The 12392-nt window shown below is 61.2% G+C and carries 13 protein-coding genes; 4 read left to right on the top strand and 9 right to left on the bottom strand.

Features of this window, described 5'->3' with window-relative positions; translation table 11 throughout:
- Both R4P70_RS04785 and R4P70_RS04780 read right to left on the bottom strand, forming a co-directional pair.
- Entirely contained in the window at positions 1 to 1173 is a 1173-nt protein-coding gene (locus tag R4P70_RS04785) for an acyl-CoA dehydrogenase family protein (RefSeq protein WP_124567787.1), read from the bottom strand.
- Between the two features lie 28 nt (positions 1174 to 1201).
- Positions 1202 to 1663 (bottom strand): MaoC family dehydratase, encoded by a 462-nt coding sequence (locus tag R4P70_RS04780; protein ID WP_283384096.1) that lies wholly within the window; start codon positions 1661 to 1663, stop codon positions 1202 to 1204.
- Positions 1664 to 1757: 94 nt separating this feature from the next.
- Between R4P70_RS04780 and R4P70_RS04775 the strand changes: the two genes are divergently transcribed.
- A complete protein-coding gene (locus R4P70_RS04775; RefSeq protein ID WP_214883112.1) occupies positions 1758 to 2396 on the top strand; it encodes a TetR/AcrR family transcriptional regulator in 639 nt (212 codons plus the stop codon).
- 21 nt (positions 2397 to 2417) lie between these two features.
- On the opposite strand, the gene R4P70_RS04770 is transcribed toward R4P70_RS04775, so the two are convergent.
- Positions 2418 to 2864 (bottom strand): MarR family winged helix-turn-helix transcriptional regulator, encoded by a 447-nt coding sequence (locus R4P70_RS04770; RefSeq protein ID WP_283384097.1) that lies wholly within the window; start codon positions 2862 to 2864, stop codon positions 2418 to 2420.
- 12 nt (positions 2865 to 2876) lie between these two features.
- Complete coding sequence (locus R4P70_RS04765; RefSeq protein ID WP_279164264.1) at positions 2877 to 3281, bottom strand: EVE domain-containing protein; 405 nt, start codon at positions 3279 to 3281, stop codon at positions 2877 to 2879.
- Positions 3282 to 3426: 145 nt separating this feature from the next.
- Between R4P70_RS04765 and R4P70_RS04760 the strand changes: the two genes are divergently transcribed.
- Together R4P70_RS04760 and R4P70_RS04755 are read left to right on the top strand one after the other, a co-directional pair.
- Positions 3427 to 4104 (top strand): TetR family transcriptional regulator, encoded by a 678-nt coding sequence (locus R4P70_RS04760; protein WP_279164263.1) that lies wholly within the window; start codon positions 3427 to 3429, stop codon positions 4102 to 4104.
- On the top strand, positions 4101 to 5021 hold the full coding sequence (locus tag R4P70_RS04755; protein WP_283384098.1) for a TIGR01777 family oxidoreductase: 921 nt from the start codon (positions 4101 to 4103) through the stop codon (positions 5019 to 5021). Before R4P70_RS04760 ends, R4P70_RS04755 begins: the two co-directional genes overlap by 4 nt.
- Here R4P70_RS04755 and R4P70_RS04750 read toward each other — a convergent pair.
- A complete protein-coding gene (locus tag R4P70_RS04750) occupies positions 4979 to 5947 on the bottom strand; it encodes an NAD(P)/FAD-dependent oxidoreductase (protein ID WP_283384099.1) in 969 nt (322 codons plus the stop codon). The genes R4P70_RS04755 and R4P70_RS04750 overlap by 43 nt on opposite strands.
- A gap of 95 nt (positions 5948 to 6042) precedes the next feature.
- Here R4P70_RS04750 and R4P70_RS04745 point away from each other — a divergent pair, with 95 nt between their 5' ends.
- A complete protein-coding gene (locus tag R4P70_RS04745; RefSeq protein WP_182261484.1) occupies positions 6043 to 6555 on the top strand; it encodes a MarR family winged helix-turn-helix transcriptional regulator in 513 nt (170 codons plus the stop codon).
- 6 nt (positions 6556 to 6561) lie between these two features.
- On the opposite strand, the gene R4P70_RS04740 is transcribed toward R4P70_RS04745, so the two are convergent.
- The 4 genes from R4P70_RS04740 to R4P70_RS04725 form a co-directional block, all read right to left on the bottom strand.
- Positions 6562 to 7035 carry a MerR family transcriptional regulator gene (locus R4P70_RS04740; protein ID WP_283384101.1) on the bottom strand — a complete coding sequence of 158 codons (474 nt, stop codon included), beginning with the start codon at positions 7033 to 7035 and terminating at the stop codon, positions 6562 to 6564.
- A gap of 10 nt (positions 7036 to 7045) precedes the next feature.
- The gene (locus R4P70_RS04735) at positions 7046 to 7906 is read right to left on the bottom strand and encodes an SDR family NAD(P)-dependent oxidoreductase (protein ID WP_235170281.1); all 861 of its coding nucleotides are present in this window, start codon (positions 7904 to 7906) and stop codon (positions 7046 to 7048) included.
- A gap of 60 nt (positions 7907 to 7966) precedes the next feature.
- Entirely contained in the window at positions 7967 to 8749 is a 783-nt protein-coding gene (locus tag R4P70_RS04730) for an enoyl-CoA hydratase (RefSeq protein ID WP_283384102.1), read from the bottom strand.
- Between the two features lie 112 nt (positions 8750 to 8861).
- Complete coding sequence (locus R4P70_RS04725) at positions 8862 to 12245, bottom strand: pyruvate carboxylase (RefSeq protein WP_317559359.1); 3384 nt, start codon at positions 12243 to 12245, stop codon at positions 8862 to 8864.
- Positions 12246 to 12392: the final 147 nt, after the last annotated feature.

Below are 12392 nucleotides of genomic sequence, written 5' to 3'. Positions count from 1 at the left end.
TCACAATCCGAGGATCGAGGAGGCAATGATGGAGCGCTGCACCTCACTTGATCCGCTGTAGATGGAAACCTTCCGGTAGTTCAAGTAGCGCGGCGCCGCCTGCTGCGCCCACTCCGGCGAGTCGATGTCGGCGATATCTACCGGCAGTGAGTCCGGCCCGGCAACGTCCATCAGCAATTCCGTTGCCGCCTGCTGCAATTCGGAGCCGCGGAGTTTGAGCAGCGAGGACGCCGGATTCGGCTTTCCGTCTGCCGAACTCGCCACAACTCGCAGTTGAGTCAGATCCAGTGCAAGCAATTCGTTTTCCAACTCGGCCAATCGAGCCGCGAACAACGGATCCTCGAGGAGGGTGCCCGTTCCGACGCGAACCTCCCGCGCCTTCTCTTTTGCCGTGGCGACAAGGGTTTTGGAGAACCCGACCCGTGTGACCCCCGTGCGTTCGTTGCCGAGCAGGAACTTGGCGTAGTCCCAGCCCTTGTTCTCCTCGCCGACAAGATTTTCCGCAGGTACGCGGACGTTGTCGAAGAACACTTCGTTGACCTCGACGCTGCCGTCGATCAGTTTGATGGGACGAACCGTGATGCCCGGAGTCGCCAGATCGATGAGCAGGAACGAAATTCCTGCCTGACGCTTCTGGGCACTGGCATCTGTCCGCACCAGACAGAAGATCCACTCGGCGTGCTGCGCGAGAGTAGTCCACGTCTTCTGACCGTTGACGATGTAATCCGCGCCGTCACGGACAGCGGCCGTCTTGAGTGAAGCGAGATCCGAGCCTGCTTCTGGTTCCGAAAAACCCTGGCACCACCAGATATCGGCGTTGGCCGTCGCCGGGAGAAACTTCTCCTTCTGCTCCTGCGAGCCGAAGGCCGCGATAACGGGCCCAACCATGCTCACGTTGAACGGCAACGGGTTGGGTACCGACGCCAACTGCATTTCCTCGGAATAGATGTGGCGCTGTACCGGAGTCCAGTCCTTGCCGCCCCATTCGACCGGCCAGTGCGGAACCGCCAGTCCGTGAGCGTTCAGAATCTGTTGGCCCGAAACGATATCTTCACGCGTCAGCTTTCCGAATCCTGCTGCACGTGCACGAAGTTCGGGCGAAAATTCCGTGGTGAAGAACCTTCGCATCTCCTCGCGGAACGCAACTTCCTCACCGGTCAATTCGAGATTCATGTGGAGTCTGCTTTCTTATGTCAGGAATTCAGAAAAAGATTCGTGCGACGGTCTGCGCAACAACGGCGGGCTTGTCCACGCCTTCGATCTCGACGGTGTTGGTGATCTGACTCTGCAGCGAACCGTTCGGCAACTCTTCGATCGCGGAGAGCACTGCAGTGTTTCGAACCATGGCTCCGACCGGCACCGGACTCGGGAATCGAACCTTGTCGGACCCGTAGTTGATGACCATCTTCGCCCCGTCGATGCGGTACACGGACTTCGACAGAAGCGGCAGGAGCGAGAGGGTCAGATACCCGTGGGCAATCGGACCACCGAAAGGTGATTCACGCCTTGCCCTTTCGTCGTCGACGTGGATCCACTGATGATCACCGGTCGCGTCGGCGAATTGATGGACCATCTCGCGGGTGACCTCGACCCACTCGCTCGAGCCCAGCGTTTCACCGACCGCCCCCAGGAGATCTGACTTGTTCTCGAACACCCGTGTCATCTGATCCTCCACGTTCCCGAACACTGTTAGGTTAATTGGATAATAAACTCACAGTGTAAGGTTGTCCAGTACTCAGACGAAAGGTTTCTGTGCGATGGCGCGACCGCGGGTTCCACTACTGAGCAAGCCGATCATCAGGGACACCGCCCTGAAACTGGTGGACGAGCACGGTTTGACCGACTTCTCGATGCGCAAACTCGCCACTGTCCTCGGCGTGCAGGCACCGTCGCTGTACAGCCATTACGCCAACAAGGACGAATTGCTCGACGACGTCGCGAACGTCATCATGGAGTCCGTCGACGTGAGCGGCTTCGACTCAGACGATTGGCGCGGTGCGCTGCGCACGTGGGCGCGGTCCTACCATGCGGCCCTGGGCAAGCATCCCAACATCGTTCCCTACTTGGCCTACGGTCCGAGCGTCAGGCCCATCGCCCTTGACCGCGCCAACGCCATCCATGGCGGCCTGGTGCGGGCCGGATGGCCGCAGCGCACGGCAACGCTGATCGGCGCTTCCGTCAAGTACGTGGTCATGGGTGCTGCGACAGCGACGTTCTCCGGCGGATTCGTGGACGATCCGGCGATCTACGCCGAGCGTTACCCGCACCTCACGCGAGCACACCTGCTACGCGAGCGTGCTGCGGAAATCGACGGTGCCAGTTTCGAACTCGCGCTGGAATCCCTGTTGGACGGGCTGGAAGCCAAATATGCACTGCTGCAGCACACTTCAGAGTAGTCCTCAGAAAACTAGGGGTCGCTACTTTCGGTCGAGCACGCCGAGCATCGCAACGAAGGCCGCCTGACGATCCCCGAGAGCGGCAAAGAATTCCCGGTCCGACGCTTCCACCGAGCGATTCGCCTTGCCTGCCAGGGCCGCACCCGTCTGGGTCACCGCCAGTGAGCGTGCCCGGGCATCGGTCGGGTGTGGACGTCGTTCGACAAACCCTTTGGATTCGAGGGTCCGTATCACCTGTGACGTCATCATCGGATCGGTGCGCGCATACTCGGCAAGATCGCGTTGAATTATCGGCGTTTCCGCGTCCAGCCAGGTCAGAGCGGCGAGCAGAACGAACTGCACGTGAGTCAGGTCGAAGGGCCGCAGCGCCGCGCGAATCGAGGCCTGCCAAGCATTGGTGACACGCCACAACATCAGACCCGGACTGTCGCCCGCATCCTCGAAGTCGGTTTCCAGCTTCTTCGCCACAGCGTCAGTGTGTCAGCTCGTTGCCGAGCGCAGAATCTCGACGTCGTTGCCATCCAACGGAATCAAGCCTCGGCGGAGCTGATACCCCCAGTTCGGTGTCGAGGTCAATGCCAATCGACTCCGTACGTCGCCGAGAGGAACGGGCGTGAACTGCTCGTATCGCACTCGACGCCGAAACGGCTTGAAGCACCCCTCGTCCGCCTGCCAGATCTCACCCTCTTCGATCACACCGAGGGCTGTGAACTCGCGCAACGGATCTCGATCACCAATGGACTTGACCGGCGAATAGTAGACAAGCACATCGCCCGCCTTCATCCGCGCCAATCCGAACCTCTTCCCGTGCCCGATCTGCGCGATCCCAAGATCCACTGCGTGACGCACATGTTCGGCAGAGACAACCCCCAACCAGGCGTTCATCGCCGACCGCCTGGCGAACCGATCGCAAGTTCAATCATGAATTTAGTATGCGCGCTTATTATATTCCGCGCAACAGATCGTCTCTTGAACGTGTTCAACTTCTGGGCGTATGCTGAACTTGAACACGTTCAAAGGAAGGGACCCCATGAGCAGTCGCGGGATCGAAACCAGGGAAAAGCTGGTGGCAACAGCTTTGCGGCTCTTCCGCGACGAAGGCTTCGCAGCGACGACCATGCGCAAGATCGCGACCGAAGCGGAGGTCTCCCTCGGGAATGCCTACTACTACTTCGCCAGCAAGGACGAACTGGTTCACGAGCTGTATCTCGTCATCCAACGTGATCACCGAGAGCGTGCGCTTCCACTCCTGCGGCAAGGTGGCTCACTCGCGGAAAATCTCGCGACCGTTCTGCACACCGGACTCGATGTCATGGGGCCATATCACGGGTTCGGTGGCGCGTTTCTGCACGTTGCCCTACCAACCGCATCGCCGTCCAGCCCGTTCTCGGCCGAGTCGAGCGATGCGAGATCGATGGCCGTCGAATTGATGCGCGAAGCACTGGCGGCGTCCAAGCAGAAGACGCCGGCGTCATTGGAGACCCAGCTCCCCACACTCTTGTGGCTCAGCTATCTGGGCGTGACGCTGCATTGGGTCACCGACTCGTCTCCGGGGCAAACGCGCACTCGTTCCCTGGTCGACGGACTGGTCCCGATCATCGCGAAAACACTCGCCCTCGCCCGGCTACCGGTGGCCCGCGGCCTGGTCGGTGACGTCGCCGCCCTGATGACCAAAGTCGTTTCTCCAGAGGGGAACACAAAATCATGAAGACTGTCGTTGTATCCGGCGCGTCGGGCTACATAGGGCAATCTCTCGTTCGAGCGCTCGAACCCAACGGGGTGGACGTACGAACGATCGGCCGGGGAGGAACGAGCGATGCCACCTGGTCCGACGAGCAAGGTGTTGCCGACGTACTCAGCGGCGCGGATCTGCTGATCAACCTCGCCGGACGCTCTGTGAGCTGCCGATACAACAAGCGCAATGCCGACGAAATCTTCTCCTCCCGCGTGGAAACGACCGCACTGTTGGGTCGCGCACTGGCCCGTACGCCGCAGCCACCTTCGCTCTGGGCGAATGCCAGTACCGGCACGATCTACCGAGACGCGCGGGATCGACTGATGGACGAGAAGAACGGCGAACTGGGTAAGGGATTCTCCGTCGCTGTCGCGCGAGCGTGGGAGCACGAATTGTTCTCCGCCCCAACCCCGGTTCGAAAAGTAGCGCTACGAATGTCGATCGTTCTCGGAGCCGGCGGCGGAGCAATCAACCCTTTCGTCAACCTGGCCCGAACGGGCTTCGGCGGACGAATGGGCGACGGACGACAAATGTTCAGCTGGATACACATTTCCGATGTCGTTCGCTCGATCATCCACATCTACGAGCATCCGGAGATCTCAGGCCCCGTCAATATCGCATCCCCGTATCCGGTAACCAACACCGACATGATGCGACAGGTGCGCGCAGGGTTGGGTCGACGGTACGGTGTGCCCACGCCCGGTTGGATGCTGGAATTCGGCGCTCGGATCATCCGCACCGAGGCCGAGTTGGTACTCAAGAGCCGCTGGGTTTCACCAGGGGTGCTCGCGGACAGCGGCTTCCAGTATCAATTTCCGACGTTGGAGTCTGCGCTGGAACAGATCGCTCAGGAGACCCCGCGAGGGCTGCTTCCGGTGACACTTGGCTGAAGTTCGGTCGCGGTCGCGCCCGCTCGCACGATATCCTGCTCGAGCAGATAGTGATTCAGTGCAATCGCAGCCTTCGACCCAGCGGCGGCGGCGGTGATCAACTGTGCAGGCGAGTCCGACACGTTCCCGGCGGCCCACACACCAGGCGTGCTGGTACTTCCCGCAGGATCAGTTACCACCCAACCATTTTCGTCAGCGTCACATCCCAGGTCAGTCAGCAAAGCGTCGCGAGGAACAAACCGTGGACCGACAAACACCACACTCCGCGGAACAACCTGACCGGAGGCCAGCTCGACGCCGTCCAATCGACCGTCTGCCACCGAGACCCCGGCCACGTCGCCTTCTACGATGCGAATCCCGCTGACAGTCAGCCGATCCCGCTCGGTGCCGGTCAGCTCGATGCGATTCGGAAAGAAGACAACATCGTCCGACCATTGGCGCACCAACGACGCCTGATGAATCGTGAAGGGTCTGTTGTCACCACCGAGTACACCGATCGGCGTATCACGAACCTCGTACCCGTGACAGTAGGGACAATGCAAAACGTCGACTCCCCAGCGATCCTGCAGCCCAGCGATGTTCGGCAGCTCGTCACGTAACCCCGTCGCCACCAGAACAGTCCGTGCCTCCAGCGACGCAGTCGCGTCGGTTTGCACAAGAAATCCACCGTCCTCCGTTTGCTCGATTCCGATTGCGGTGCCAGTCGTCATTTCGCCGCCGTACTCGAGAACCTCCTTGCGTCCGGCCGCAAGTAATTGCGTCGGACTCTCACCGTCCCGCGTCAGGTACCCGTGCAGGTGCTCGGAGACACCATTGCGCGGGTTACCAGCATCGACGATCATCACTCGCCGCCGAGCCCGAGCCAGAACAAGCGCGGCACTCAACCCCGCCGCACCGCCACCGACAATCACCACATCGAACCTCATGCACTCCCCCAGTCCCGCAGTTCGTCCCACCCCAGACGGTGAGCTATTCTGGCAATCTAGCAAATTTGTTTACCAGTTAACAAAACTGAGGAATCGTGAACGAACCAACACTCCGCTCCCGTACGTGCAACCTTTGGGCCGAAAACAATCCTGACCTCGACACGTCGCCCATGGAAGTTGTCGCGCAACTCAAGCGGATCACGGCGCTTCTCGAACTCGCCGTCGAACCGGTGTACCGATCCGCGGACCTCACCGTTTCGGAAGTCGAACTGCTTGTGCCGCTTCGATACGCCGAGGAACCGGTCACCGCGATTCGTCTCGCCGAACGCCTCGGTATGTCTCGGGCCGGAGTCAGCAAGGCACTCGCACGATTGGAGAAGCGAGGCCTTGTCTCCCGCACGAGAAATCCCGAAGACAGGCGATCTGCACTGATCACGATGACGATCCAGGGAAACGCTGTCGTCGATGACGTCTTTCCTCGCGAACTCGCCGCTCACGGTGAATTATTCACCAAACTCGGACGGGACCGCGGAAAAATTCTCGCGGCACTCGAGCAGTTGGCGCTATCCATGGAAGGCGGGTTGGATCGAACGCAGGACAAGAAGTAGCCCGCGCTACTCCTGCTCCCCGGTCCGCCCGCCGTACGTCGCAATCTTGTACTCCGTCGCAGCCAAAGACAACGTGAGCTCCTTGATCTGCCGACGAACGGTGTCCCGGTGCTCGAGCAGCATGTCGAGCCTCTCCGGAACTGTCCCTTCACCGGCGTCGACCAGTTCGACGTAGTGCTGCAAGTCGCGAATCGCCATGCCCGAGATACGCATGCGGGTCAGAAACACCAGCCTGCGAATAGATTCCGGGCCGTACACACGATGTCCGCTCGAATCACGATCCACCGCAACCAAGCCGATCTTCTCGTAGTAGCGCAGGGTATGTGCCGAAACATCCAGTAGGTCCGACACTTCGGCGATCGACATCGGATCTTCGACGTCCCCTGCATCGACGAGCCGGTGAATGACCTCGATCGACATGGGCCCGTCCACTTCCCCAAGGGCCTCGAGCGCCTTACGCATCAAGTCTTCGGTAGCCATGACTCCCAGCCTAGAACGGGCGGACAGGTCCGGCAGCATCCGCGAAATCGGCGCTGCGAGCGAGGTCGGCCCAGACGGATACCTCGGCGAGATTCTTCCGATACGACGCGGATATCCGCTCCACGGCTTCCTTTCCGAGTGGCAGACGAAGTGGCACGTTCTCACTGTGCACCAGCGCATTGATGATTGCCGCTGCTTTCTCCGGATCGCCCTCCTGAACACCGTCTGCCGCCGCCATGTCACGCAGAACGGGATCGAGCACTTCACGGTAGTCCGATGATGATTCGGCGAAACTCAGAACGCCGGGGGTGTTGAATGCCGTGCGGAATCTGCTGGGCTCGACGATCATCACTCGGATGCCGAACTGCCCGACCTCACCGGCGAGAGCCTCCGACCAACCCTCGAGCGCGAACTTCGACGCCGAATACGCCCCGACCCCGGGAAACGACATCCGGCCGCCTTGGCTGCTCATCTGCACGATCGTCCCACTTCCCTGCACTCGCATCGAAGGGAGGGCGGCGCGAACCAACGCGGCGGGTCCGATCAGGTGCAGTTCCATGAGATCCCGCAAGGTCGAATCGTCGACCAACTCCGCCGCGCCGACCATCCCACGACCGGCATTGTTGACCAGCACGTCGACGCGACCGAAACGCTCGAGCGCGTGTTCGACTACCCCCGGAGCTGCTTCGGTATCCCGGACGTCGAACGTCACAGTCGAGAACCGATCCGGATGCTCCGACGCAATATCTGCAACGGCTTCAGGGCGACGAACTGCCGCGACCACCGCGTCCCCTGATCGAAGTGCGGACAGTGCTAGTTCGCGGCCGAAGCCTCGAGAAACTCCAGTGATGATCCAGGTCTTTGTTGTCATGGTCGGGAACGCTAAGGGTTAGAGCGCGCTCCAACGCAAGCCTCTGCTCCGACCACAGAATTACACCCCGGCCCAGACCGGTCGCTCACCGCGAAGGAAACCGTCGACGCCGGCTTTGAAGTCGCCACTGCTGTAGATCATGCTCATCAGATCGTCGTTGCCATCGAGCGCCCGGGTCCTGATGCGTCGCAGTGACTCTCGAATCGTCCAGACCGTCATCGGAGCAGCAGCAAGCAGTTCCCGCGATACCTGAGCAGTCAGGTCCGCGAACTCACTCTCCGGCGCACTGTCGCTGAGGAAGCCGTTCCGCAGAGCCTCGTCACTCGACATGACCCGCGCCCGAGCCACCAACGACATCAGGCGCGAACTGCCGATCCTGTCCGCCAGCAACGCCACGGAATGGGTCGACAACGAGTTTCCGAGGGTGCGCGCGATCGGAAGGCAGAAGCGGGACCCGTGCGTCGCTATCCGCACATCGCACGCCGCCGACAGCAACAGCCCTGCCCCCGCGCACACACCGTCGATCACCGCAATCGTCGGAACCCGAACTTTCTCGAGCTCGGTCAGCACGCCGACGAACCGTCTTTCGTAATCGAGCCCGTCGTGAAAGCTCGAGAAGGTCTGAAAGTGGCGTATGTCGGAACCCGCCGAGAACGCCTCTCCCCCCGCCCCGCGGAGAGTGAGTAACCGGATCTCGCGGTCGGAGTCGGCGCTCCGGCAGGCTCCGGCAATGGCGTCGTACATCTGCGGGGTCAGTGCGTTGCGCTTTTCCGGCCGGTTGAACACGACGTCAAGCGTCTCGCCACGACGGATGATCGAGATGTCTTCGTGCGTTTCAGTCATGACTATGACGCTATTGCCGGGAAGGAACAAATGAAACACATTGCACTCGAGTATCTTTGCGAACAACCGATGCAAAGTTGCAGATAGTGCGAACCCTGCACCCGATCTGCCACTACTCGATCACGAGAAGCAGATCACTGCCCTCGACCTGCTGGACTTCGCTGATCGCCAGTCGGGCAACCATACCCGCGCACGGGGCGGTGATCGCCGCCTCCATCTTCATCGCTTCGATCGTCGCGACAGTGTCTCCGGCCTCGACGCTCTGCCCCTGCACGACAGTGAGCGTGACCACACCGGCGAACGGTGCCGGTACCTGCCCAGGAATGCTGCGGTCAGCCTTCTCGGCCACCGGAACAGTATCCGCGATGCTTCTGTCTCGCACCGACACCGGCCGCAATTGACCGTTCAGGATGCACATCACCGTTCGGAATCCGCGCGCATCCGGTTCCGAGATCGCTTCGAGTCCGATGATCAGCTCGACGCCCTGCTCGAGCTGAACTCGATGCTCGTCGCCACGGCGCAGACCGTAGAAGAATTGGTTCGCCGACAACCTCGACGTATCTCCGTACTGTTCCTGATGATCGAGAAACTCTTTGGTCGGGCCGGGGAACAGCAACCGATTGAGCGTAGAGCGCACCTTCGAGCCATCACCGCTCAACGCTTTAGTGTCATCTTCCGACAGTGGCACTTCAGGTTTCGCCTGTCCACGCCCCTCCAACGCCTTAGTGCGGAACGGCTCCGGCCAGCCGGCCGGCGGTGTACCCAGATCACCGCGCAAGAAGCTGATCACCGATTCCGGTAGATCGAACTTGGCTGGATCCGAGGCGAATTCGTCGGAACTTACGCCTGCGCCCACCAGATGAAGTGCAAGATCACCGACTACCTTGGACGACGGCGTCACCTTCACCAACCGTCCGAGCATCCGATCCGCCGCTGCATAGTTCACTTCGACGTCCTCGAAGCGGTCGCCGAGACCCAAGGCGGCCGCCTGTGTACGGAGATTCGAGAGCTGACCACCCGGAATCTCATGGGTGTAGACGCGGCCAGTGGGTGCGGGCACGCCCGACTCGAACGGTGCGTAGACCTTCCGCAGCGCCTCCCAGTACGGTTCGAGATCGCACACCGACCGAAGGTCGAGACCTGTATCGAACTCCGAATGTGCAGCCGCCGCAACGATCGCCGAGAGTGCAGGCTGGCTGGTGGTCCCCGCCATCGGGGCAGCCGCACCGTCCACTGCATCGGCTCCGGCCTGCCACGCTGCCAGGTACGTAGCCAACTGACCGCCGGGAGTGTCGTGGGTGTGCACGTGGACGGGGAGATCGAAACTGCGACGCAATGCAGAGACAAGTGTCGCGGCGGCAGGAGCACGAAGCAGTCCGGCCATGTCCTTGATCGCCAGGACGTGTGCCCCGGCATCGACGATCTGCTCCGCCAACCGCAGGTAGTAGTCCAGTGTGTACAGCGTCTCCGCCGGATCAGACAGATCGCCGGTGTAACTCAGTGCCACCTCCGCAACCGTCGTACCGGTGTCACGTACTGCATCGATCGCCGGCCGCATCTGATCGACGTTGTTGAGAGCGTCGAAGATTCGGAATATGTCGATCCCAGTTCGTGCTGCTTCGCGGACGAACGCGGTGGTCACCTGCACCGGATAGGGCGTGTACCCCACAGTGTTGCGTCCACGCAGAAGCATCTGCAGGCAGATGTTCGGTACGGCCTCTCGCAGTGCCGCCAACCTCTCCCACGGATCTTCCTTCAGGAAACGCAGAGCAACGTCGTAAGTCGCTCCGCCCCACGCCTCGAGCGACAACAGTTCCGGAGTCATACGGGAGACGTGACCGGCCACCGCCAGCAGACCGCTGGTACGAACCCTGGTGGCGAGCAACGACTGATGTGCATCTCGGAAGGTCGTATCAGTGACGGCCACAGCCTTCTGCTCACGCAGGGCCGCGGCAAATCCGGCCGGTCCCAAGTTCATCAGCCGCTGCTTGGAACCATCCTTCGGTGGAGCAGTCACGTCGATCTTCGGCAGCTTGTCGTGCGGGTAGACAGCCGACTTCCGCTCCCCATGTGGGCGATTGACCGTCACATCGGCAAGATACGTGAGGATTCTGGTGCCACGATCGGCAGACGCCCTCGACGTGAGCAGTCCCGGACGCTCCTCTATGAACGACGTCGTCACCTCCCCCGCCCGGAAGTCGGCGTCGTCGAGCACTGCCTGCAGAAAGGGAATGTTGGTGGAAACCCCTCGGATTCGGAATTCGGTGACCGCGCGCCTTGCCCGCGAAATCGCGGTGGGCAGGTCGCGTCCACGGCAGGTCAGCTTCACCAGCATGGAATCGAAATGGGCACCGACCTCTGCCCCGAGGGTAGCCCCGCCATCCAGGCGAACACCCGCACCGCCCGGGGTTCGGTAGGCCGTGATGCGCCCGGTATCCGGACGGAATCCGTTGGACGGATCCTCGGTGGTGATGCGCAGTTGCAGTGCGGCTCCGCGCAGAACAATCGATTCCTGGCGAAGACCCAAGTCGGACAACGATTCACCAGAGGCAATCCGTAGTTGAGCCTGAACCAGGTCGACGTCGGTCACCTCCTCGGTGACGGTGTGCTCCACCTGAATTCGCGGGTTCATCTCGATGAACACGTGATTGCCTCGGGTATCGAGCAAAAACTCGACAGTGCCGGCACACGAATAGTTGATAGCCTTCGCAAACGCCACCGCGTCGGCACAGATCTTCTCCCGCAGTCCGGCTGGAAGGTTCGGAGCGGGCGCAAGTTCCACAACCTTCTGATGGCGTCGTTGCACACTGCAGTCTCGTTCGAAGAGGTGAATGACGTTTCCTTCACCGTCTGCGAGGATCTGCACTTCGATATGGCGTGGGTCGACCACCGCCTGCTCCAGGAATACCGTCGCATCACCGAAGGCTGACTCAGCCTCTCGCGCAGCGGCTTCGATCGATTCTCTCAGTTGGCCCCGCTCCGCAACACGTCGCATCCCCCGTCCGCCGCCTCCGGCGACTGCCTTGACGAAAAGCGGAAACTCCATGGACTCCGACGCGCTTATCAGTGCTTCGATGTCAGTGGACGGTTCGGACGACTCCAGAACGGGAAGCCCTGCTGCCCGCGCAGCCGCGATAGCGCGCGCCTTGTTTCCCGTCAGCTCCAGCACTTCGGCCGACGGGCCGACGAAGGTGATTCCGGCGTCCGCGCATGCTCCCGCCAATTCAGGGTTCTCCGAGAGGAATCCGTACCCGGGATAGATCGCGTCGGCGCCGGCCTTCTGGGCCGCAGCGATGATCTCGGGCACCGAAAGATATGCACGGACGGGGTGCCCGACCTCCCCGATCTGGTAACTCTCGTCGGCCTTGGTGCGGTGGATCGAGTTTCGATCCTCGTACGGAAACACGGCCACGGTTCCGGCACCCAGTTCGTAGGCCGCGCGGAACGCACGAATGGCGATTTCGCCCCGGTTGGCGACAAGCACTTTGGAGAACATGGAGAAAACCTTCGCTGTCGAGAGTGTCAGTGCGCGAATGAGCATGGCCCGCACGCGAAAGTGCGGGCCATGCGTGGAGAAGCGTCGACGAGGCCAGGAGACGGTGATGCCAGAACCGAACCTCGCCGACGCAGTATTGGAAGAGTC

The sequence above is a fragment of the Rhodococcus sp. IEGM 1241 genome, from assembly GCF_033142365.1.
GTDB lineage: Bacteria > Actinomycetota > Actinomycetes > Mycobacteriales > Mycobacteriaceae > Rhodococcus_F > Rhodococcus_F erythropolis.
This window is presented reverse-complemented; position numbering and strand designations above follow the sequence as displayed.